This window comes from Sphingobium sp. TomTYG75, assembly GCF_054771635.1.
This window is the reverse complement of record NZ_BSRE01000002.1, coordinates 624,936-646,834: the sequence shown is the minus strand read 5'-3', so window position 1 is coordinate 646,834 and position 21,899 is coordinate 624,936. Positions and strand designations below refer to the sequence as shown.

Genomic DNA, 21,899 nt, shown 5'->3' with positions numbered 1-21,899 from the left:
CGCCGCGCATCATGCAAATGGATCAGGTCTTGACCGACAGGCGAAGATCAGCCCCGCGCCGCCTTCCGCCCGGCCTGACGCCCGAAGAAGGTGCAGTCGGCAAGGCTGAGGCCGGAGCTATAACCATGCCCCCAGGCCGGAAGACCCGAAGTGCAGCGCCCCGCCGCGAACAGGCCCGCGACCGGCGCGCCAGTGCGATCCAGCACCTCGCCATCCGTCGAGGTCCTTAAGCCCCCGAGCGTGAAGAAGCTGAAATAGCTGGTCGCGAAATTCAGCTCCAGGGCCACGAACGGTCCCTGATCCAAAGGCGTCAGGATCGGCGCGCGCTTATGGAACAGCGGATCGCGCCCCTCCCGCGCATGTTCATTATAGAAGGCCATGGTGGCCGACAGCGTGCCCGGCGCCATTTCCAGTTCGGCTTCCACCTCTTCCCAGCTGTCGCCAGTGCCCGCGATCGTCATGCCAGCCATCGGGAGCGGCTCGTCAAAATGGGCGATGTCGAGCAACAGATAGACCCTGTCGCCCATCTGGTCGACCGCAACGCGGCTCACCCGGCCATGATAACAATCTTCGTTGATGAAGCGCTGGCCCATCTGGTTGACGAACACGCCATAGGCCTGCGGTTCGGGCATGGTCCAGGGACAGGTGGTGAAGAACTGCTCCATATGGACGGCGTCACCGCCCGCGCTGACGCCCAGTTCGATCCCCACGCCATCATCCTGATCGCCGATCGGGCTGCTGATCTTGAACGTTTCCGGGCAATAACGGCGGCGCATATCTTCGTTGAAGGCAAAGCCGCCCGTGCAGAGGATAACGCCCTTCGCCGCCCGAACGAAGCGGTTGACATTGTCGATGCGCACGATGACCCCGACGACCCGCCGCGCTTCATCCTGCACCAGCGCCACGGCGCGGGCATCGGTCGTCACTTCAACGCCAAGCGCCTTCGCGCGAGCCTCCAGCAGATCGACCATCGGCCGCCCGCCGCCCCAACCCATATGGGCGATCACATGCCCACGCGGGGCAGGCTTCGCTATCTCGCAAAAGGGCCATGCCGCTTCGCTGCCCGACCAGATCAGGGTGGAATCGTCCGTCGGCTCGATATGCTTGCCGGGCAGATAATTGCCGCGATAGGGGATGCCCTGCTCCTTCAGCCACGCATAGTGGTTGAGCGACTCCTGCGCATAAAGATCGCACTTCGCCTCGTCCGCGCACGGCCCGCCCGCCGCCTTCAGATAGGCGGCCATATCCTCCGTGCTGTCCTCGAACCCCGCCGCGCGCTGGGCGTCCGTCCCGCCGCCCCCGCCGATATAAATCTCGCCGCCCGACAAGGCCGACGCGCCGCCACTGCCCGAACCACGTTCGAACAACATAACCCGCGCGCCTCCCGCCGCCGCTTCGATCGCCGCGCACGCACCCGTCGCGCCAAAGCCGATCACCGCGACGTCGGTTTCAAAATCCCACCGCTCAACCTTGCTGGCAGGATAGGGGCGATGAAGCGAAATGTCGGTCACGAAAAACTGTCCTCTCCTTATGCGATCGGGATCAGAAGGCCTTTGTCTGCCCCCCATCCACCATCAGCGTTTGGCCGGTGATATAACCTGCCGCGTCGCTTGCCAAGAATACGGCGGCTGCGCCAATATCTTTTTCGCAATCGCCAATGCGCTTCAGTGATACCTTGCTGATCTGCGTATCATAATCGGCGGGCGCCCATTCCTTCCACGCCATCACGCCCGGTGAATTGGCGAACGGGCAAATGATGTTCACCCGCACCGCCTCCGCGCCCCATTCGCTGGCGGCGATCTTGGAAATGGCGCGGATCGCTTCCTTCGCCGCGCAGTAGGACCCCTGCGTCGGGATCGCATCGAACGCAGCGCCGGTCGCGAAGTTGATGACCGATCCCTTGGCTTTAACCAGATGCGGATAGGCTTCACGCATCAACACGAAAGTCGGCCAGAAGCCGGTGTCGAAAGCAAGTTCCATGGCCTCGTCGGTCGTTTCGGCCATCGGCAACTGGCGCGAAGCCTGCGCCGCGTTCACCAGCACATCCAAACCGCCGAAATGCCCGACCGCCGCCTCGACGATCTTCGGCAACTCCGCCCGCTGCGCCAGGTCAACCGCCAGGAAATGCACATCCCCGCCCAGCGCCCGCAATTCCGCCTCGGTCGCGCGGCCAAGCTCTTCCTCCCGATCGACGATCAGCACGCGGGCTCCCGCCTTGACGAAGGCCGTCGCCACACCTTTGGCCACCCCGCGCGCGCCGCCGGTTACGATCGCTGCCTTGCCTTCCAGTGCCTTCATGTCCTGCTCCAATCCGCTGCAATTATGCGAAGTAAGCCCCGCCATTCACGGTCACGATGCTGCCCGTGGCAAAGCTGCCGTCATCGCCTGCCAGAAACGCCACGGCCCCCGCGATCTCGTCCGGATGGGCCAGCCGCTTCATCAGGCTGTCCGCCGCGATCATGTCCTTCATTTCCGCGGGCAGCGTCGCATAGATCGGCGTCTCGGTTGCACCGGGATTAACCGCATTGACCCGGATGCCGCGATCCGCCAGCTCCCGCGCCATCGCCCGCGTCATGCCCAGCACTGCCGCCTTGGCCGCGCAATAAGGGATAGGCCCATCGCCCTTCACGCCAGACGTCGAACCGATGTTGACGATGCTCCCGCCAGTCCCCTGTTCCGCCATCAACCGAACCGCCGCCCGGCTGCATTTGAACGTACCGTCCAACGTCACGGCCAGCACGCCGGACCAGCCCTCATCCCCGCAATGGATCGTCTGATCGACAAAGGTCGTCGGCGCCTCGCCCCGCGCGATTTGCTCAGCCCGCTCCCCCTGCGCCGCATAATAGCGGTCCATGCCGTCGCCTGCCGCGCTACCCCGCCCGGCATTATTGACCAGCACGTCGACGCCGCCCAGCGCCTCCTTCACCTGCGCAAAGGCCCTGTCCACCGAAGCTGTGTCCGCCACGTTGCAGGCAATCCCCACATGCGGCGCAGGCAACACCGCGCCAGCCGCCGCCGCATCCAGATCAAGTATCGCGACCGTCGCCCCTTCGGCAGCGAGCCGCCGCGCAATAGCCGCACCAATCCCCTGCGCGCCGCCGGTCACGACAGCGCGTTTTCCTTTCAGCCGTTCCATGGCGATCAATCCTCTACTTCAGGACGCCAGGCGACGCCGTTCACATGCGCGCCGCCATCGGCAAAGAGGGTGTTGCCACTCATATAGCCGCCGCCCTCGCTCGCCAGGAACACCGCGATCGGACCAATATCCGCTTCCGCGTCGCCGAAACGCCCGGCCGGAACCTGTTCCAGGATCGCCTGCGTCATCTCCGGATTGGCCGCGAAATAATCCTTAGCCTGCGGACTCGTCGCGGAAGGACAGATGGTGTTGCAGGTAATGCCGTGCGGCCCCCACTCCACCGCCGCCGTCCGGGTCAGCGCCCGCATCGCTTCCTTGCTGGCATTATAAGCGACGGTGAACATGTGCGCGTTGACGCCATTCAGCGATCCCAGGTTGATCACGCGGCCATAGCCTTGCGCCTTCATGATCGGGAAGGCCGCCTTCATGGCCCAGAACACGGCATAATAGTTGAGGGCGAAGGATCCCTCCATATCCTCGTCGCTATGCTTCTCGATCCGCTTGGGGAAGCTGGCGCCCGCATTGTTGACCAATATGTCGAGCCGCCCGAACCGCTGATGCACGGCCTCGACCATGGCTTCCACCTCGGCGCGCTGCGTCACGTCCGTACGGATGAAAAAGGCGTCAACCCCATGCGTATCGCGCAGATATTGCGCCTCTTCCTCGCCCTGATCAGCCTTGCGCTGCGCGATCGCGACATTCGCCCCGGCAGCGGCCAGCGCCCGCACGATGCCCTGACCAACACCCTGCCCACCCCCGGTGACGAGCGCCGTGCGCCCTTCCAGCAGCTTTGCCATATTACCTCTCCTTATAGTCTTGTGACCCTACCCGCCGCTCATGCGTCCAGCAGCGCATAATCCAGATAACCGACCCGATCGTCGCCACTGCCCGTGTAGAAGCTGGCCTTGTTGGCCTTGTTGAGCGCTGCCCCCGTCTGGAAACGCTCCACCAGATCGGGGTTGGCGATGTAGAGATAGCCGAAGGAAACGGCCTCGGCCTTCCCCTCCGCGACCACCGCCGAAGCCTTCTCCAGGTTCAGGCCGCCATTCTCGATCACCGCGCCGCTCCAGTTGGCGCGGACCAGCTCCAGCGCGTCCTGCCCTTCGAGCGGAATGTGGATCAGATGGCAGTAGGCCAGGCCCATGCCGTCGATAGCGTTCAACAACGCCGCATAGGTTTCATGCGGGTTCGCATCGTCCATGCCGTTGAACTTGACGCCCGGACAGATACGGAAGCCGACCCGGCCCGCACCCACGGCGTCGGCCAGCGCCTCCAGCAACTCGACCACGAAACGAATGCGGTTCTCCACCGACCCGCCATAGCGGTCGGTCCGGTGATTGCTGTTCGATGACAGGAACTGCATCGGCAGGTAACCGCTGGCGCAATGCAGCTCGATCCCGTCCAGACCAGCGGCGATCGCGTTGCGCGCCGCCGTCACATATTCCGCGATGACGCCGGGAATCTCATCCGTCTCCAGCGCGCGCGGCACCACCGTTTCCACCGGCACGCCATCGGGTCCGGGGATCTTGTCGGGGCACTGAATGGCTGACGGCGAAATCGTCTCTGCGTCCGCATCCTTGTTCGCCTGCACGGCGGCGCGGCCGACATGCATCAGCTGCATGACGATCTTTCCGCCCCCGCCATGCACGGCGTCGGCGACCTTGCGCCATCCTTCGACCTGCGCCTCACTATGGATGCCCGGCGTGCGCCAATATCCCTTGCCCGTCGGCGAAGGCTGCGTCCCCTCCGTCACGATCAGCCCGGCGCTTGCGCGCTGACGATAATATTCGACCATGATGTCGGTCGGCACGTCGCCCGGCCCCGCCCGGTCGCGGGTCATCGGCGCCATGACGATCCGGTTGGACAGCGCAATGTCACCCAATGTCACGGGCGAGAAAATATCCGTCATAGCAAATCAGCTCCGTACGCGCGGCTTGGGCAGAGGCGCGCCGCGCCGCATCGTTTCAATGAATTTTTCCAACGGTGCGGGCGCATCGACCGGGCCGTCATGCGGCTGCCCATGCCGGTCCCAATAGCTTTTCCAGCTCGGGAACAGGTCGTGGAAACTGCCATGATAGGGCTGCACGCCGGGCCAGCGCATCTTGCGGTCACCGATCGGCGGCTTGTTGAGGTCCGTCGCGTACCAATAAAGCGGCAAGCGGCGGCGGAAATACCAGCGGCCGTCGATCCGCTCATATTTATCGAAATACATCATCTGCATGATGACCCATTCGGCGCCGGTCTCATGCTCATTCTTTGAATAGACGACGCCCTGCGCATGGTCGGGATCGTCGAAATCGATAATGTGGCCGCCAATATGGTGGGACGTGCCATCAAACTGCATCGAATGGGTTTCGTCGAACCAGTCGCGCAGTTCCTTGCGCCCCTGCTTGCCGCCGCCCACCTTCACATCTTCGGGGAACAGGTTCACCCAGGCGTCGGAGTCGCGCATGTCCAGCGCCAGCGAATATTTCGCGGCCAGCTGACGGATCGCATCCAGCGATTCCAACCGGTCTATGCGCGCAATCAGGCTCTCGTCCGCCACCCTCTCGATCCTTTCTATTTAGACCGCTTGTTTCCCCTTTCTCCCTGCCTCTGGAAATGCCAAAATAGCTCAAAGGTCATGACAAAAAAGCTCAACGCCAAACATCTGTCCCGCCCGGTGGCGACGCGTGTCCCCGTCGCCATCGCTCGCGATCTGCTACGGCTGGTGGCGGAAATCGGTGTCGATCCGGCAGAGCTTCTCCGCCAAGCGAGCCTGTCCCACCTCATAGGGCCGCCGATCGGCGGAACCGCCGCGCAGCGCGGGCTTTCGCAGGATGATTTCACCCGCCTCTACGCCCATTGCACCTGGGCTCTCGATGCGCAGGCAGCCCGTCAGGAAGGACGCGAGCCCCTGACCAAGGCGGGGGTGGACATGCTCTGCCACTGCATCATCACCTGCCGCACATTGGCGGACGTGATCGATCGCACGGATCGCTTTTCCGAGCTTATCGGGCCACGCGCAGGGCGGCTGCGGCTGAAGGTCGATGACGGCGTCGCGCGGCTCGACATGGCGACCCCGCGCCAGATCAGGAACGCCAGCGCCTATGTGTCCGACCTCGCGGGCCTTTCCACCTATTACCGGCTATTCGGCTGGCTGATCGGCGAGGATATTCCGCTGCTGGGCGCGGCCATGCGCTACCCGCCCCTGCTGGACGAACAGACCATTTCCTACCTCATGCCCGTGCCCATGCAGCATGGCGCGCCCGAAAACAGCCTGCGCTTCCCCGCCAGCTATCTCGACCGCCCGGTCCTGCGCAGCCACCATGAACTGGAGCATCTGCTCGAACGCTTCCCCTTCGACGTCGAACAGCCGCAATCGCTCGACGCCCCGCTGTCGGAGCGCATCCAGCACATGTTCAGCGCCATGCTCGGAAGTGGCGAAGCGCCCGCCACCGCGTCCCAACTTGCCCGCCAGTTCAGCATCAGCGTCGCCACGCTGAAACGTCGCCTCGCCGATGAAGGCACATCGCTCGTGCAGCTCAAGACAGAGGCGCGGCGCGCCCTCGCAACCCGGCTGCTGGACGACCCCCGGCTCACCATCACCGAAGTGGGCCGCCGCACGCAGTTCAGCGATACCGGCGCGTTCCGCCGCGCTTTCCAGCAATGGACCGGATCATCGCCTAGCCGCTGGCGCGAACTGCGCCAAGGCGGCGGCGAAACGCCGATCAGTACCGGCTGATGATCTTCTCGGCAAAGCGGTTGAGATCGTCGATCTTCTCCTGCAACGGCTGACTATCTTCTTCCACCGCATAGAGATTGCGGAAAGAGGCGACGACATCAGTCACGCCCGCATCCTCCTGCAGACGGATCATATCCAGATCGACCTCCCCCATGGCCGAACCGAAGATGCGGAACGGGGCATCCTTGCGCCCAAGTTCCTCCCGATACGCCGCCAGCTTCTCCAACATCGGCAGCATCATATCCATGCCACCCCCCGCAAACATCCAGCCATCATTGCGCGCCGCGCGCTTCAGCGCAGGGTCGGAATGGCCGCCGATCAGGATCGGCACCGGCTTTGTCGGAACGGGATTGAGCTTCACCGACGGCAGGTCGAAAAACTCGCCATGATATTCGAAATAGCCGCCATTGGTGAGGCCGCGCACGATATCGATGCACTCATCGAACCGCTTGCCCCGCCCCTCCCACGGCACGCCCATGACCGCATAATCTTCCGGCCATACGCTCAGGCCCACGCCAAAGTTGAAGCGATTGTCGAACAGCGCCTCGATCGACGCCACGATCTTCGCGACATAGAGCGGCGGGCGCACTGGCAGCTTCACGACATTGGTCGTCACCTCCAGCGTCTGCGTCGCGGCGAGCATCGCGGTCACATGGATGAACGACTCGAGGAACGGCTTGTTCTCCAGGAATTCGCGCCCGCCATCGTCGGTATAGCTATATTTGGTGCCGGAACTTTTCGGATAGATCAGGCTGTCGGGCACCGTGAACCCTGCATAGCCCGCCGCTTCGGCCGCCTTTGCCAGCGGCGCGTAATATTGGATCGCGGTCATCGACTCGCCCAGATGAAAGCGCATCGTCCTCTCCTTCCACATATTATTCTCAGGCCCGGCGGGCTGCGCCGATCAGACCCTATGCTTTCGACCTTATCCCTTCAGCGGGAAATTCAGTCAACTCCGCCTATGATCCGGTTCGTGCGCATTCGCGCTCTCTGCTACGCATATGTCGGCGTAAATGGCATACAGCGTTGCAAAAAGCGCATTGATCAATTGTTTTTTTCACCTATCCTATGCGCCAAAGCTGCACCCCGCATGAGGGGCAGGCGGCAAAAGGATCAGGAAAGGAAAGAGGATGCTTCTCAAGGACAAGGTCGTGATCGTCAGTGGCGTTGGCCCCGGCATGGGTCAGGCGCTGGCCCGGATAGCCGCCGCCGAAGGCGCGAGCGTCGTGCTCGCCGCCCGTAACCAGGCCTTCCTCGATGAAGTGTGCAGCGACATCAAGGCAAAGGGCGGCAAAGCCATCGCCGTCCCCTGCGACGTCAGCGATGAAGCGCAGTGCAAGACGCTGGCCGAACGCGCCGCCGCCGAATTTGGCGGACGCGTCCACGGCCTCGTCAACAGCGCCTATTTCCACGGCGACTGGTGCTTTGTCGATAATGCCGACCTGGGCGACTTCGCCAAGGCATTCGACGTCAACTGCCTCGGCGCCCTCCGCCTCACGCGCGCCTGCGTCCCCTATCTGCGCGACGGCGGCGCGGTCGTGAACGTGTCCACCATGGCGACGGTCAATCCCTATGGCACCGAAGGCGGCATGGAAATGCCCTATGCGGTGGCGAAGGGCGCGCTCAACACGCTGGGCAAATATATGGCGTCCGACCTTGGCCGCCACGGCATCCGCGTCAACACCTGCCGCATGGGCTGGATTCATGGCGAGCCGGTCGAAGGCTTCATCGCATCGCAGGTCGACGCCGGTTTCAAGCGTGATGACGTGATCGCAGGCGTTACCAAGAATATCCCCATCGGCATCATCCCGCCCGAAGATGACTGCGCCCGCGCCGTGCTGATGATGATCTCCGACTATTCGCGCGTTGTCAGCGGGGCATCGCTGGACGTCAACGGCGGCCAGTGGATGGCGCCCTAATCGTCAAGGAGGTGCGCCCATGTTCAAATGCATCGCACTACTGAAACGCAGGCCGGATCTCTCGCGCGAAGCCTTTATCGCTTATTATGAAACCCAGCACGCGCCCCTGATCCGGCGCCTGCTGCCGGGCATAGTCGATTATCGGCGCAATTATGTGGAGCTGGAGGGCGCCTTCCTGTTTCCGGGCGCCGCGCCGATCGACTTCGACGTGATCACCGAAATCTGGCTCGCCGACCGCGAAGCCTATGACCGCTTCACCGCCGCCGCCGCACAAGAGGACATCGCCAACCAGATCGCGCAGGATGAGGAAAATTTCCTCGACCGCACGGCAACGCGTATGCTGGTGGTCGATGAAAAAGGCGCAGACATGCCCAACGCCATCACCCTCCAGGCATTGCTGGACGAACGGGAAATCATACGAGGCCTGTCCCGCTTCGCCCGCATCCTCGACAATAAACAGTGGGACCGCTTGAGCGACGTCTTCGCGCAGGACATCAGCTTCGACTATGGCACCGGCGGCGACCAGCACGGCATGGCGGCGCTCACCGCCAACATGCGCCGCTTCCTCGACCGCTGCGGCGGCACGCAGCATCTCATCGGCAGCATCCTGGTCGATGTCGATGGCGACCGCGCGACGAGCCGATCCTATGTGCAGGCCCGGCATCAGCGGGTGAACGACCCCGCCGGACCCATATTCGATTCCAACGGCGAATATGTCGATCAGTGGGAAAGGCGCGCCGAAGGCTGGCGCATCGTCCGCCGCGACGCGATCTGGGCCGCGCATACGGGCGACCCGATGATCCTGCACGCTGAACCCGGCAATCTCGGCTGATAAGTCAGGGCTTGAGCCCAACACCACTCCCTATCACCGTTCGGGCTGAGCTTGTCGAAGCCTTCTTCTTCTAAAGAGATGTGAAACCCTTCGACAGGCTCTGCACGAACGGATTTAAGCGTTTAAATAATGGATAGCGCCCTCACCTCACGCCACCTCGGCAAAGGGCAGACACACGCTGTCAAACCCCAGCACATGCGCAACGCGGCCCAGTCCAACCCATGCCGCCACGCTATGCGCCAGGTCGACAATCTCCTCGTCCGAAAACAGCGCATGCGCCCGCTCCCAGAAATCCTCATCCTGCGCGATCGACTTCGGCTCCTGCGCAAAGCGCTCCGCAAATTCAATCGCCGTCCGCTCGCGAGGACTGAAGACAGGCGACGTCCGCCAATTCTCGACCGCCGCATAAAAGTCCTCATCGGGCGCTGATCCATTGTCGGCAACCGTATGCCCCGGCCGCTGCCCCGATGCGGCAAACATCGATTGAACGTCCCGCGCCGCGCGAAATTGCTGGCAGATGACACAACCGTTTATCTGCGCCGTCCGCGACCGCGCGCCTTCAAATTCCCGCAGCGACAACAGGCTATGCTGATAGACCGCTTTCGAAAAGCCGCCCGCTGCCCCCATGATCTCGCGCGCATAATTGCGCGATGCATAGCCATAGGGGTCGGCGGCATCCTGCTCGGGTAAGTCGATACGGATCATGGCATCTCTCCTTATGTCGCTGTTTTGTTGTTCACACGCCCGCTATTCAATCCACGCCCGGCGCACCGGGAAATTGTGCATAATATTGCCCGGTCAGCATGCCGCCATCCACGGCGATCTCCGCGCCCGCCAGATAGGATGCCTCGTCGCTCGCCAGGAACAGGGTCGCGCGCGCCACTTCCTCCGGCGCGCCGACCCGTTGCAGCGGCACATTGCCGAACCGCTCGCTCACCTTTTCCCGCGTCGATCCGTCATGATTGGTCATCACCGTATCCACGCCGCCCGGATGCACCGAATTGACGCGAATGCCCCGATGGCCAAGCTCCAGCGCGGCGACACGGGTCAGCCCCCGCACGCCCCATTTGCTGGATGAATAAGCGGCAAGCCCGTTCGCCCCCTTCATCCCATCGACCGAAGAGATGTTGACGATCGCACCCTTGCCACGGGCGATCATCCCCGGCGCGACGGCCTTGATGCCCAGAAATTCGCCGGTCAGATTGACCTTCAACACGCGCTCATATTCGGCAAGGCTGGTGTCCAGCAGTGTGCGGAACAGCAATATGCCCGCATTGTTCACCAATATGTCGACCGGCCCTAAATCCGCCTCGACCGCGCCGACCAGTTCGGCCCAGCCCTGCTCGCTCGTCACGTCATGATGATAGAAGCGCGCCGCCTCACCCAGTTCGGTCGCCAGTTGCGTGCCGACCTCGTCCAGCACATCGGTGATGGCGACCTTCGCGCCCTCCTCGGCAAAGAGTCGGCTGGTGGCGGCGCCCATGCCGCGAGCGCCCCCGGTGATGATCGCAACCTTACCCTGCAAACGGCCCATGGCGCCCTGCCTCTCCAAAAAAATTTCCGCACCGCGATACGCATTCTGGCGTTATTTCTTCGCAGACATCTTGATACGCGTGGATAAACCGGCGCAAGAACAAGGGCAACCGGAATCGGGCCTTGGTCTCAAAAGGCGCCAGAAATCCCGGAAAGGAGAGCGCAGCGATGCTGTTGAAGGACAAGGTGATCGTGATCAGCGGCGTCGGCCCCGGCATGGGTCAGGCGCTCGCAAAACTCGCCGCGCAGGAAGGCGCAAAGGTCGTCATGGGCGCCCGCAACATCGATTATCTCGAACAGGTGCGCACCGAAATCGCGGATCAGGGCGGACAAGCCATAGCCGTTAAATGCGACGTCAGCGATGAAGGGCAATGCCGCGATCTCGCTGAAAAGGCGACCACGACATTTGGCGGGCGCATCCACGGCCTCATCAACAGCGCTTATTATCACGGCGAATGGACTTTCGTTGACAATGCGGACGAAGCCCAATGGGCCAAAATCTATGACGTCAACTGCCTCGGCGCACTGCGCCTGACACGCGCTTGCGTGCCCCATCTGAAAGGCGGCGGCGCGGTGGTCAATGTTTCGACCATCGGCACGCTTCGGCCCGCTGGCGGCGAACATGGCATGGAAATGGGTTATGCCGTGTCGAAAGGCGGCCTCAACGTCCTCACCAAATATATGGCCGCCGATCTCGGCCGGTTCGGAATACGAGTGAACAGCTGCCGCATGGGCTGGATATACGGCGCGCCCGTGCAAGCCTATATCGACTCCCTCGTGACGGAAGGAACCAGCGCGGAAGACGTCATCGCGGCCGTGACCAAGGACATTCCCCTCGGCATCATCCCGCCCCAGGATGACTGCGCCCGCGCGGTACTGATGATGCTTTCCGATTATGCGGCAGTCGTCACCGGCGCGGCGCTGGACGTAAACGGCGGCCATTGGATGGCGCCCTGACACGATCATGCGAGTGGCAGGGTCAGGCGAAGCTCGTCGCCGTCTACACCTGTTCGGAAAATATCAGGAAAGGCAGATCAAGCGGTTCATACTGGAAGCCCAGCATTGAAATCGCGGCGGTAATTTGGCCTCTGTGATGCGTAGCGTGATTGAAGACATGGAGCAGCGCGCTTGACATCGGAAGCGCGCGAGCCTGCCCCGTCGTCATTATATAGCGAAGATCGTCAGCCAATGCGGCCTCGTCCAGATTATCGACATAGCCGCGCCAGCGGGCCGTTGCCGCGATCAAGCGGGACGCGAGTAGCGCGCGATTGCTCTCCAACTCTGCATCGAGGGAAAGAGCCGTTGTCTGCGCCTGCGTAAATCTCGGATACCAAATCTCGCTGTCTGTCAGCAGCAGATGATTGAGCGTTCCGTGGATCGATCCGAAAAAGAGGCCGCATGACTTATGATAAGGTTCGTCCGGGATCGACGCCACGGCCTCCAAAACGCGTTCAGTCGCCCAACCATGATAGCGCGCCATCTGCATGATCTGCATTTTGACAGAGGCGGCCATACAATCCCCAATTTGCCAGAAGCTGCAATTCTCCAGTTCGGAAGTGCCAGCTAGAGCATTTTCGAAACAGATGGCGTCATCTGCTGGCTCGGAAAATGCGGAAAACAAAAGACAAATAGAGCGTGATCCGATCCAATCTGATCGGATCACGCTCTAGTCCTCAAATGGAGGGCAGGAGCAACGATCGCGCCCCTGCCCTCACGAACTCAAGCCGCAGCGGGCATCTCACCCCAGGCCAGGTAACGCGGCGTACCATCTTCGCCAATCTCTTCGGTCAGGATGGACGTGACGCGGCTCACAGACTCCGCGATCCACCAACGCCCGTCCTGCTTGCGGTAGACATCCTGATATTCCACCGCGAGCCGGGTCACCGACCGCGTGGCGAGAATGATCGTCCGGAAATTGAGCGACCACAGCCCACGCGCTTCATCCGCGCTCACCAATTCGATATCCGCATTGGTCGCATGGTGAATGTCATAAACGCCGCCCGCCATCGCCATTTTCTGGAATATGGCGATAAACTCGTCGCGATCCGTGAATAGCGGGAAATTCTGGTAATCCAGCCTTATGCCCTGCGGCAGAAACGTCTCACGCAACTCGTCCACCAGCTTCAGGTCACAGGCGCGCAGGTAACGCGCCTTCAACTGACGGATGGCGTTGACGTCCTCCAATGCCGTCACGCGGGCGGCAAGCTCTTCCAGATTGATCGACATGATACTCTCCTCAGGGGTTGAACCTCCCCCCGTTTTTCTGCGGTTGGACAGATCGACCGTCCCCGGCTGTTTTAGGGCGTCTCTCGCGTGATTTTCGCGATGCCAGCCTCATATTTCAAATTATGAACGGACACGGACGTTTCCACCCGCTGGACGCCCGGCATGGGCCGAATGCGCTCCGTCACCAGGTCGTTCAATTGCTCGATATTGGTGAACAGCCCCATCGCCAACAGGCTGTAACGGCCCAGCAGAACGATAACGCAGGTGATTTCCGGAATTTCGGATAGACGGCGCGCCAACTCCGACACATGGGATGGATCGGCATCGATCCCCATCATGCAAAGGTTGGGCGATCCCGCCATGCGGAAATCGGTGACGACGGTGAACTGGATCAGCCCTTCATTCTGCAACCGCTTGACGCGTGTGCGAATGGTGCCCTCCGTCACGCCCAGTTCGGCGGCGATGGCGCGGTTGGAAATGCGCGCGTCGCGGGCCAGCTTTTCGACGATCCCCTGGTCCAGCTTGTCCAGGCGTGCCCAATCGGCCTTCCCAGTCACAGCGGCACCACGTTGAATTCATATTTCACGATATCCACCGCCACCCCTGATGTGATGTGAACGACCCCGTCCACGCTGGCGATATGCTCGAACAACATCTCCTGCACCTCGCCAAAATCCCTCAGCGCGACGAGCAATTCCACATCATGGTCGCCGCTCATGACATTGACGCTCAGCACTTCGGGAAGATCGGCCAGATCGCGGCCAACCTCCTGAACATTGCGGCCCTGGACCTTCACGCCCAAGGCGATGATCACATTATAGCCATGGGCCGCAAAATCGGTGACGGCAACAACGCGCATCGCTTTCCCGTCATCCATCTTTTGCAGCCGGGCTGAAACGGTGGCAGCGGTAACGGACAGCCGTTCTGCAATTTCCTGATTGGTTGCGCGGCCGTTGGTCCGGAGTATCTCTATGATATTCGTATCGAGAGTATCCAGCGATGGCGGCGTCGTTTTCCGCCCGCTTCTGATCTGCATTCTTGCCCCGCCTTCAAAAATGTAGCCGGTTTAATAGCGCGCACTTGCGGGCAGCACCAGTGTCAAAGCTGATGCCGCCGCAATTTGCGCGGCTATCTGCCGCTCATCCTACCGTGTTTCGGCGGGATGCAGCGCCTTGCGAAGGGCCGCGACCGCGTCGCGCTTCATCTGGCGGACTGGCGCGGCGTCGGGCGTCACGTCAAAACCGTGATAGGCCCCCGGATATACGTGCAATTCTGCCGCAACGCCTGCTTCGATCAGCCGCCGGGCATAGTCCATGTCCTCCACCAGGAAGAGATCGAGCGCGCCCACGCAGATGAAAGCGGGCGGCAGGCCAGCCAGGCTCTCCGCCCGCGCGGGGGCCGCGTAGGGCGATACGTCCGCCGATCCGGGCTCCTTACCCAGCAGGGATCGCCAGCCAAAGGCGTTGGCCTGCGGCGTCCACACGAATGCGCCCAGATGTTCGGGCTGGCGAGTGATGCAGGTGCGGTCGTCCAGCATCGGATAGATCAGGTTCTGGTGCGCGATCGCCGGGCCGCCCCGGTCGCGTGCCAGCAGCGCCAAAGCAGCGGCCAACCCGCCGCCCGCACTCTCGCCGCGAATGGCGATCCTCTTGGGATCGACGCCCAACTGCTCCGCGCCGTCATGCAGCCATTGCAGCGCCGCGTAACAATCCTCGACCGCGCCCGGCGCCACCGTTTCCGGCGCGAGCCGATAATCGACCGAAACGACGAGGGCGGAAGCGGAAAGCGCAAGCTCGATGTTGGAAAGGTGATTGGTACGCACCGACCCCATCACATAGCCGCCGCCATGAATATGCAGGATCGCGGGCAGAGTCCCTTGCGCATCGGCCAGACGATAAACCCTGACCAGCAGCTCATGCCCATCGGGCGCGATGATCCGCTCCTCCCGCCATTCAACACCACTATCCTGCGGCTCAGGCGCCATCGCGGTCATCTGCTCCATGCCCTCGCGTATCGCAGGCAGGCTCTCGGCCGTGATGTCCAACGCCGGCATGAACTCCAACCCCGGCAACAGGGTCGGGTCGATCAAGTCACGCATCTTACTCTCCTATTTTTCCTATTTTCCTATTTCTGTCTTTTCAGTGCGTTCTTTTCACCACTTCCTTCACGCAATCCACCGCCATTTGCGCCCGCATTTGCGGGTTGATGCCTTGGTCGATGGCGTATTGCTGGGGTATTTCGACGCTGATTGGTGTTGTGGGATTGAGGGCGTGGAGGAACGCTGGGATATTGAACGTGCCTTGTCCGGGGAGTTGGCGCTGGATACCGGCTTCGCGTTCGATGTCGCTGGGATCGATGGTTGTTGGACCGTCGGCTATCTGGGCGATGGCGATGGCGGGGTGGTTGAGGAGGGGGAAGCTGGTGTCTGGTTCGGGTCCGCGCATGATGTGGAGAAGGTCGGCTGTGACCTTGATGTCGGATCGGCCGGAGCGGGCTATTTCGTCGAGGGCGGCCCTTAAGGTTTGGACCTGGGAGGGGGGATAAAATTCGATTGCGAGGGCGATGTCGAACGGGGCGGCGAGCTCGGCCAGTTCGACGAGTTTCTCGGTACGGCGGATGGGATCGCGGTCGTAGCACAGGACATTGGCGAGGGGCGCGCCAAGCGCTGCGCCGGTTTCGAGCGCAGGGATAAAGTCAGCAGGGTTGGTGCGCCCCGCCATGGTGAAGGGGTAGACAAGGTCGACCGTGACCCCGGTGGCGGCGAGCGCGGCGCGGGTCTGGCGCAGCGCCTGGGGGTCGCGCACCAGGTCATAGGCGGGCATGGCGGGCAGCACCTCCATCGAGTGGAGGAACGGGCAAATGCCCTCGCAACCCACCTCTGCGGCGATTTCGGCAAGCTGCCAGGGGGTAGTGTCGGTGACGGTGATATGGTCGAGCGACAGGCGCTTGTCGGCCATATCCTCTCCTCCTGTTATGTGTGAACCGGGCGCGGGGGCCGCGCCCGGCGGCGTGTCAGGCGGCGGCTTCGCGTTCCTTGACCATGTCGAGGGCGACGTCGACGATCATGTCTTCCTGCCCGCCGACCATCTTGCGACGGCCGAGTTCAACGAGGATGGTGCGGGTGTCGAGGCCGTAGGTTTCGGCGGCCTTTTCGGCATGACGCAGGAACGAGGAGTAGACCCCGGCATAGCCAAGCGCGAGGGTTTCGCGGTCGACCCGAACCGGCCGGTCCTGCAGCGGGCGGACGAGGTCCTCAGCCGCGTCCATCAGCGCCATGACGTTACAGCCATGGTTCCAGCCCTTGCGCTCGGCAGCGGCGATGAACACTTCCAATGGCGCATTGCCAGCGCCCGCGCCCATGCCGGTCAAGGAGGCGTCGATCCGCACCGCGCCGCACTGGGCCGCGACGATCGAGTTGGCGACGCCGAGGCTGAGATTGTGATGCGCATGGATGCCGCGCTGGGTTTCGGGCTTCAAGACCCGGTCATAGGCTTCGAACCGGGCCTTGACCCCGTCCATGTCGAGCGCGCCGCCGCTGTCGGTCACATAGACGCACTGCGCGCCATAGCTTTCCATGAGGGCCGCCTGGCTCGCCAGCTTCTCCGGCTCGATCATGTGGCTCATCATCAGGAACCCCGAGACGTCCATGCCAAGATCGCGGGCGATGCCGATATGCTGTTTCGAGACGTCGGCCTCGGTGCAATGGGTCGCGACCCGCACCGAGCGCACGCCGATGTCATAGGCGCGGCGCAGTTCCTCGACCGTGCCGACGCCCGGCAGGATCAGCGTGGTGAGCACGGATTTGGTCAGCACCGAGGCGACCGCCTCGAGCCATTCCCAATCGGTATGCGCGCCGAAACCATAGTTGAAGCTCGCGCCATTGAGGCCGTCGCCATGGGCGACCTCGATCGCGTCGACCCCTGCGTCATCCAGCGCCTTGGCGATCGATTTCACATGGTCGATGCCGTACATGTGGCGGATGGCGTGCATGCCATCGCGTAGCGTCACGTCCTGGATATAGAGCTTGTCGCCCGCCTCGACGTTGAACGGAGATGTGATCTGGGCGCTCATGCGGCCACCTTCTTTCCTTGCGCGATGCGCTGCGCGAGCAGCTCGCCGGTCGCCTTGGCGGCGGCGGTCATGATGTCGAGATTGCCCGAATAGCTCGGCAGATAATCGCCAGCGCCTTCGACCTCGAGCAGGATCATGGTCTTGACCCCGGTGAACTCGCCGCGACCGGGGATGGTGAGTTTGTTGTTGTCGCCAAAGCGCTCGAACTGCACGTCCTGCTTGAGGCGATAGCCCGGCACATAGGCCTGCACCTTCTTGACCATCGCCTCGACCGAGGCGCGGATCGTCTCTTCATCCGCGCCTTCGGACAAAGTGAACACGGTGTCGCGCATGATCATCGGCGGTTCGGCGGGATTGAGGATGATGATCGCCTTGCCCTGCGCCGCGCCGCCGACCTTTTCGATGGCGCCTGCGGTGGTGCGGGTGAACTCGTCGATATTGGCGCGGGTGCCGGGTCCTGCCGAGCGCGAGGAGACCGACGCGACGATCTCGGCATAATGGACGGTCGCGACCTGGGAGACGGCGGCAACCATCGGGATCGTCGCCTGCCCGCCGCAGGTCACCATGTTGACGTTGCCAGCATCGAGATTGGCTTCGCCGTTGACCGTGGGGATGGTGTAGGGGCCGATCGCGGCGGGGGTGAGGTCGACCACCTGCTTGCCGTCCTTGCGCAGCGCTTCGTCATGGACCTTGTGGGCATAGGCACTGGTTGCGTCGAACACGATGCCGATCTCGGGATAGACATCCATCTTCATGAGGCCTTCGAGGCCCTCATGGGTGGTGGCGACGCCGCGCTCGCGCGCCATGGCGAGGCCTTCGGACGCCTCGTCGATGCCGACCACGGCCACCAGTTCCATATTCTGCGGATATTTGATCATCTTGATCATGAGGTCGGTGCCGATATTGCCCGACCCGATGATCGCCGCCTTGACCTTGCCCGTCATTACTTACTCCTCACGGCATCGCCCGCAAGCGATGCGCCACTTTTCATATTCAGATAAAGCGCGCGGTGCAGTTGCCAACCCCGTGGAGCTGCATCTCGAACACGTCTCCTGCCTTGGCCGGTTCGAGCGGCACCAGGCTGCCCGACAATATCACATCCCCGGCGTCGAGCGTTACCCCATAGGCGCCCAGCGTGTTGGCGAGCCAGGCGACCGCCTGTGCGGGCGAACCCTGCACCGCATGGCCATAGCCTTCCGACAGGGGCTGCCCATTCTTGGTGACGGTGACGTGGAGATTGGGGAGGTCATGGGCGCGGGGATCGACGCGCGCGTCCCCCAGCACATAGACGCCGCAGGAGGCATTGTCGGCGACGGTGTCGACGATGCCGATCTTCCAGTCCTGGATGCGGCTGTCGACGATCTCGAAACAGGGAACGATGCTCTCCGTCGCGGCGATCACATCTTCCGCCGTGACGCCCGGCCCCTTGAGGCTGTCTTTCAGGATGAAGCCGATCTCCGCCTCGGCGCGCGGCGCGATGAGGCCGTTTGCCGCGACATCGATATCGCCCTCGATATACATGCGGTCGGTCAGGAAACCGAAATCGGGCTGGTGCACGCCCAGCATGTCCTGCACGGCCTTGGAGGTGACGCCGATCTTCTTGCCGATGACGCGCTCGCCATCACCCTTGCGGCGTTCGAGCGCACCTAAGGAGATAGCATAGGCGTCATCGATGCCAAGCTGCGGGTAACGCGCCATCAGCGGCGGCACGGTGCGCCCCTCGCGCAGCGCCTGGTAGAGCTCGTCCGCCAATGTTTCGTTCAGCGTCTCGCTCACAGATAGGCTCCGTCCTGGAAGATGAGGGGATCGACCGCGTCGGACAGGCGCACCGCCTTGACCCGGGCGATGACGATGCTGTGGGTGCCAAAGGGGGTCATGCTCTCGATCGTGCAGGAGAGGTTGGCCTGCGCTTCATCGAGGATGGGAAGGCCATGGGCATCGGGGGTCCAGCTGCCAACGCCAAAGCGCGCCTCGCGCGCCACCGCGCCACCGAATGCTGCCGACACTTCGCGCTGGTGGCGCGAGAGGAGGTTGATGCTGACCGGGCAGCCGGGCGAGAGATGGGCGTGGATGCCCGCTGTCTGGTTAACGCAGACGAGGACGGCGGGCGGATCCATGGTGAGTGAGGTGATCGAGGTCGCGGCCATGCCGACCGGCGTCTTGCCCTCGCCCAGCGCGGTGACGATCGCCACGCCCGAGGGCAGGCGGCGCATCGCGCCCTTAAGGCCAGCGGTGACATCGACGGGCTCTGGAACAGGCACGGATTGCGCAGGAGCAGCGTCAGCCATTCTTCAGGAAGTCCAGCGAGTAGCGGTTGAACTCTGCCGCCCGCTCGACCTGCACCCAATGGCCGGTCTGCGAGAAGGTGAGGCAGCGCACGTCGGGGCAGGCGTCGAGGAAGAGACGGGCGTGGCTTTCGGGACAGAATTCGTCATTGAGGCCCCAGAGGACGAAGATGGGCTGCTTGACCTCGCCCAGGCGCGGCCCAAGGTCGGGGGTCTTGACGCGGGCGAGCACATCCTTGGGCTGGGTGCGCGCGACGGCAAAACGTTCCTCGACCAGCGCGTCGGTGACGTGATGGAGCGAGGAAGGATGCATGAGGTTGCCGATCAGGCGGCGCTGTTCCTCGATGTTGAATTCAGGGCTGCCAAAGCCCGAGCGCATCTTGGCGATGCCGGGCATGGTGAAATAGCTCATCTGTTCCGCCACGCAGCCCGGCGCCATCAGGACGAGCTTGCCGATGGTGAATTCAGGGTGGTCGAGCGCGATCTGGAGGGCGATGCCGCCGCCCAGCGAATTGCCGATGAGGTGGCCGCTGGTGACCCCATGCTGCGCGAGGGCATCGAGCAGGGTCTGGGTAAACAGCTCGAGGGGATAGTCGGTCTCGGGCTTGGAGGAGGCGCCATAGCCGATGAGGTCGGGCAGGATGACGCGGTAACCGGCATCGGCAAAATCTTGCGCATTGTTGCGGAAGTTGGACGCGCCCGATGCGCCGGGACCGCTGCCATGGATGAAGATGACGGTGGGGGCGTTTGCCTGCGCCCCTGCGATTTCCGCGATCGAAATCTCATATCCGCCCGCAACGCTATAGGTCTTGCGGATCAATTCACTGCCCATGGATATCCTCTTTTGTCCTGGCCCGATGCTGTCCAGATGTCAGATGGTCAGATGCTCGCTTCAGATGAAGGTGAAGGCGGGCGGTTCGCCATTGATCGTGCCGATGACATCGCTGGTGCGGTTGGCCGGGTCATTGGCGACATGGGCGCGCGCGGCGTGGAGGTCGAGCCAGGGCTGGAGGATCGGGCTGGACATATAGACCGCCCGGCCGCCCAGCAGCTTGACCATGCCGTCGGCCAGTTCGGCCATGCGGCGCACGACGCTGGCGGACTGATAGGCAAAGAGCGCGCGCTTTTCCATCGGCACGGGCTCATTGCGGCCCGCATAGTCCATCAGCTCATTGAAGGTCGTGCGGTGGGTGAGTTCCATCTCGTTGGTCTCGGCGATCGCGCGGGCGATGGCGGCGTGGAGATTGGGGTCAGCCTTGGACGCCTTGCCGGTGTTGGTCGAGACGCGGTTGCCCATGATCTCCATCGCAGCGCCAGTGGCGGCGCGGATGCCGCCGAAGGCGGCGCTGGAGACCGAGCGGATGAAGAGCTGCGCCCAGGGGATGCGGTAGAGCGGGGCGGTGTTGGTTTCCTGGCCCGGATTGGTCCCGGCAAAGCCGTCGCTGGCCTTGTGGGTGCGGTGTTCGGGCACGAACACGCGCTCGACGACGATGTCGAAGCTGCCGGTACCCTGAAGGCCGAACGTGTCCCAGGTGCCTTCGATCACCTGATAGTCGGAGCGCGGCAGCAGGAAGGTGCGCATGTCGGGCGGGCCGCCATCGGTGTCGAAATTGATCGCGCCAAGCAGCACCCAACCGCAATGGGAGGAGCCTGAGGAGAAGCCCCAGCGGCCCGACAGGTAGAAGCCCCCTTCGACCTTTTCCACCTTGCCGACCGGCTGATAGGTGGAGGAGACGAGCATGTCGGGATCATCGCCCCACACTTCCTTCTGCGCCTCGTCATGGAAGAGGGCGAGTTCATAGGGGTGGCAGCCCAGCACGCCGTAGATCCAGCCTGTCGACATGCAGCCTTCGGCAAGCGCCTTCTGGATTTCGAAGAAGACATTGGGGTGCATCTCATAGCCGCCGTAACGCTTGGGCTGGAGCACGCGGAAGAAGCCGGCCGCCTTCATCTCGGCGACGGTTTCGGGGGGCACGTCATGGGCGATGGTGCAGGCGCGCGCGCGCTGGCGCAGCGTCGGGATCATGGCCCTGGCTTTGGCGATCAGACTTTCGGGTGAAGGTATCCCGGCATTCGCCTCGTCAATGGGTCGGCTTGCTACTGCCCCGGTCATGATCTTCTCCATTGTAGGCGACTCTACTTCAGATTTGCTATATGCGTAGATTATGTAAAC

25 protein-coding genes are annotated in these 21,899 nt (G+C 62.7%); 4 read left to right on the top strand and 21 right to left on the bottom strand.

All coding sequences use genetic code 11. The features are described 5' to 3' along the window. Nucleotides 1–47: 47 nt before the first annotated feature. The 6 genes from ACYU81_RS16625 to ACYU81_RS16600 are packed head-to-tail and all read right to left on the bottom strand — an operon-like array spanning nucleotide 48 to nucleotide 5,681. Nucleotides 48–1,511 carry an FAD-dependent oxidoreductase gene (locus ACYU81_RS16625; RefSeq protein WP_460988752.1) on the bottom strand — a complete coding sequence of 488 codons (1,464 nt, stop codon included), beginning with the start codon at nucleotides 1,509–1,511 and terminating at the stop codon, nucleotides 48–50. Nucleotides 1,512–1,542: 31 nt separating this feature from the next. Beyond that, complete coding sequence (locus tag ACYU81_RS16620) at nucleotides 1,543–2,298, bottom strand: SDR family NAD(P)-dependent oxidoreductase (RefSeq protein WP_449468794.1); 756 nt, start codon at nucleotides 2,296–2,298, stop codon at nucleotides 1,543–1,545. Nucleotides 2,299–2,320: 22 nt separating this feature from the next. Further along, nucleotides 2,321–3,136, bottom strand: coding sequence for an SDR family NAD(P)-dependent oxidoreductase (locus ACYU81_RS16615; protein ID WP_460988750.1), 816 nt, complete (start codon nucleotides 3,134–3,136; stop codon nucleotides 2,321–2,323). A 5-nt stretch (nucleotides 3,137–3,141) separates the two neighbouring features. Further along, on the bottom strand, nucleotides 3,142–3,933 hold the full coding sequence (locus ACYU81_RS16610; RefSeq protein ID WP_460988748.1) for an SDR family NAD(P)-dependent oxidoreductase: 792 nt from the start codon (nucleotides 3,931–3,933) through the stop codon (nucleotides 3,142–3,144). 38 nt (nucleotides 3,934–3,971) lie between these two features. After that, complete coding sequence (locus ACYU81_RS16605; protein ID WP_460988746.1) at nucleotides 3,972–5,045, bottom strand: alkene reductase; 1,074 nt, start codon at nucleotides 5,043–5,045, stop codon at nucleotides 3,972–3,974. A 6-nt stretch (nucleotides 5,046–5,051) separates the two neighbouring features. Next, nucleotides 5,052–5,681, bottom strand: coding sequence for a nuclear transport factor 2 family protein (locus tag ACYU81_RS16600; protein ID WP_460988744.1), 630 nt, complete (start codon nucleotides 5,679–5,681; stop codon nucleotides 5,052–5,054). A gap of 78 nt (nucleotides 5,682–5,759) precedes the next feature. On the opposite strand from ACYU81_RS16600, the gene ACYU81_RS16595 reads away from it, so the two are divergent. Further along, nucleotides 5,760–6,860 carry a helix-turn-helix transcriptional regulator gene (locus ACYU81_RS16595; protein ID WP_460988742.1) on the top strand — a complete coding sequence of 367 codons (1,101 nt, stop codon included), beginning with the start codon at nucleotides 5,760–5,762 and terminating at the stop codon, nucleotides 6,858–6,860. On the opposite strand, the gene ACYU81_RS16590 is transcribed toward ACYU81_RS16595, so the two are convergent. Next, a complete protein-coding gene (locus tag ACYU81_RS16590; protein WP_460988740.1) occupies nucleotides 6,847–7,716 on the bottom strand; it encodes an LLM class flavin-dependent oxidoreductase in 870 nt (289 codons plus the stop codon). The genes ACYU81_RS16595 and ACYU81_RS16590 overlap by 14 nt on opposite strands. A 274-nt stretch (nucleotides 7,717–7,990) precedes the next feature. Here ACYU81_RS16590 and ACYU81_RS16585 point away from each other — a divergent pair, with 274 nt between their 5' ends. Both ACYU81_RS16585 and ACYU81_RS16580 read left to right on the top strand, forming a co-directional pair. Next, entirely contained in the window at nucleotides 7,991–8,779 is a 789-nt protein-coding gene (locus ACYU81_RS16585) for an SDR family oxidoreductase (protein WP_460988738.1), read from the top strand. 19 nt (nucleotides 8,780–8,798) lie between these two features. Continuing rightward, nucleotides 8,799–9,611 (top strand): EthD family reductase, encoded by an 813-nt coding sequence (locus tag ACYU81_RS16580; protein ID WP_460988736.1) that lies wholly within the window; start codon nucleotides 8,799–8,801, stop codon nucleotides 9,609–9,611. Between the two features lie 147 nt (nucleotides 9,612–9,758). Here ACYU81_RS16580 and ACYU81_RS16575 read toward each other — a convergent pair whose 3' ends face one another. Together ACYU81_RS16575 and ACYU81_RS16570 are read right to left on the bottom strand one after the other, a co-directional pair. Beyond that, nucleotides 9,759–10,316, bottom strand: coding sequence for a carboxymuconolactone decarboxylase family protein (locus ACYU81_RS16575; RefSeq protein WP_449468780.1), 558 nt, complete (start codon nucleotides 10,314–10,316; stop codon nucleotides 9,759–9,761). Between the two features lie 46 nt (nucleotides 10,317–10,362). Continuing rightward, nucleotides 10,363–11,145 carry a glucose 1-dehydrogenase gene (locus ACYU81_RS16570; protein ID WP_460988734.1) on the bottom strand — a complete coding sequence of 261 codons (783 nt, stop codon included), beginning with the start codon at nucleotides 11,143–11,145 and terminating at the stop codon, nucleotides 10,363–10,365. Between the two features lie 167 nt (nucleotides 11,146–11,312). On the opposite strand from ACYU81_RS16570, the gene ACYU81_RS16565 reads away from it, so the two are divergent. Further along, nucleotides 11,313–12,101 (top strand): SDR family oxidoreductase, encoded by a 789-nt coding sequence (locus ACYU81_RS16565; protein ID WP_460988732.1) that lies wholly within the window; start codon nucleotides 11,313–11,315, stop codon nucleotides 12,099–12,101. 43 nt (nucleotides 12,102–12,144) lie between these two features. Here the strand turns inward: ACYU81_RS16565 and ACYU81_RS16560 are convergent, their stop codons facing one another. The 12 genes from ACYU81_RS16560 to ACYU81_RS16505 all read right to left on the bottom strand — a co-directional run bounded on the left by ACYU81_RS16560 (nucleotide 12,145) and on the right by ACYU81_RS16505 (nucleotide 21,839). After that, nucleotides 12,145–12,657 (bottom strand): DinB family protein, encoded by a 513-nt coding sequence (locus ACYU81_RS16560; RefSeq protein WP_460988730.1) that lies wholly within the window; start codon nucleotides 12,655–12,657, stop codon nucleotides 12,145–12,147. Between the two features lie 206 nt (nucleotides 12,658–12,863). Beyond that, the gene (locus ACYU81_RS16555) at nucleotides 12,864–13,370 is read right to left on the bottom strand and encodes a nuclear transport factor 2 family protein (RefSeq protein WP_449468775.1); all 507 of its coding nucleotides are present in this window, start codon (nucleotides 13,368–13,370) and stop codon (nucleotides 12,864–12,866) included. Nucleotides 13,371–13,441: 71 nt separating this feature from the next. Continuing rightward, complete coding sequence (locus ACYU81_RS16550) at nucleotides 13,442–13,927, bottom strand: Lrp/AsnC family transcriptional regulator (protein WP_449468773.1); 486 nt, start codon at nucleotides 13,925–13,927, stop codon at nucleotides 13,442–13,444. Continuing rightward, nucleotides 13,924–14,406 (bottom strand): Lrp/AsnC family transcriptional regulator, encoded by a 483-nt coding sequence (locus ACYU81_RS16545; protein ID WP_196227017.1) that lies wholly within the window; start codon nucleotides 14,404–14,406, stop codon nucleotides 13,924–13,926. Before ACYU81_RS16545 ends, ACYU81_RS16550 begins: the two co-directional genes overlap by 4 nt. A gap of 108 nt (nucleotides 14,407–14,514) precedes the next feature. Beyond that, nucleotides 14,515–15,468 (bottom strand): alpha/beta hydrolase, encoded by a 954-nt coding sequence (locus ACYU81_RS16540; RefSeq protein ID WP_460988727.1) that lies wholly within the window; start codon nucleotides 15,466–15,468, stop codon nucleotides 14,515–14,517. A gap of 40 nt (nucleotides 15,469–15,508) precedes the next feature. Next, nucleotides 15,509–16,327 carry a sugar phosphate isomerase/epimerase family protein gene (locus ACYU81_RS16535; RefSeq protein WP_460988725.1) on the bottom strand — a complete coding sequence of 273 codons (819 nt, stop codon included), beginning with the start codon at nucleotides 16,325–16,327 and terminating at the stop codon, nucleotides 15,509–15,511. 55 nt (nucleotides 16,328–16,382) lie between these two features. Beyond that, nucleotides 16,383–17,441: a 4-hydroxy-2-oxovalerate aldolase gene (gene dmpG, locus ACYU81_RS16530; protein WP_460988398.1), complete on the bottom strand. Its 1,059-nt coding sequence runs from the start codon at nucleotides 17,439–17,441 to the stop codon at nucleotides 16,383–16,385. Further along, on the bottom strand, nucleotides 17,438–18,385 hold the full coding sequence (locus ACYU81_RS16525; RefSeq protein WP_449468766.1) for an acetaldehyde dehydrogenase (acetylating): 948 nt from the start codon (nucleotides 18,383–18,385) through the stop codon (nucleotides 17,438–17,440). The genes dmpG and ACYU81_RS16525 overlap by 4 nt, the downstream gene beginning before the upstream one ends. Nucleotides 18,386–18,434: 49 nt before the next feature. Beyond that, a complete protein-coding gene (locus tag ACYU81_RS16520) occupies nucleotides 18,435–19,139 on the bottom strand; it encodes a fumarylacetoacetate hydrolase family protein (RefSeq protein ID WP_460989113.1) in 705 nt (234 codons plus the stop codon). Between the two features lie 74 nt (nucleotides 19,140–19,213). Then, nucleotides 19,214–19,729: a flavin reductase family protein gene (locus tag ACYU81_RS16515; RefSeq protein ID WP_449468763.1), complete on the bottom strand. Its 516-nt coding sequence runs from the start codon at nucleotides 19,727–19,729 to the stop codon at nucleotides 19,214–19,216. Continuing rightward, complete coding sequence (locus tag ACYU81_RS16510) at nucleotides 19,722–20,558, bottom strand: alpha/beta fold hydrolase (protein ID WP_460988400.1); 837 nt, start codon at nucleotides 20,556–20,558, stop codon at nucleotides 19,722–19,724. The genes ACYU81_RS16515 and ACYU81_RS16510 overlap by 8 nt, the downstream gene beginning before the upstream one ends. A gap of 60 nt (nucleotides 20,559–20,618) precedes the next feature. After that, nucleotides 20,619–21,839, bottom strand: a complete 1,221-nt coding sequence (locus ACYU81_RS16505; RefSeq protein WP_460988401.1) for an acyl-CoA dehydrogenase family protein — start codon at nucleotides 21,837–21,839, stop codon at nucleotides 20,619–20,621. Between the last annotated feature and the right edge of the window lie 60 nt (nucleotides 21,840–21,899).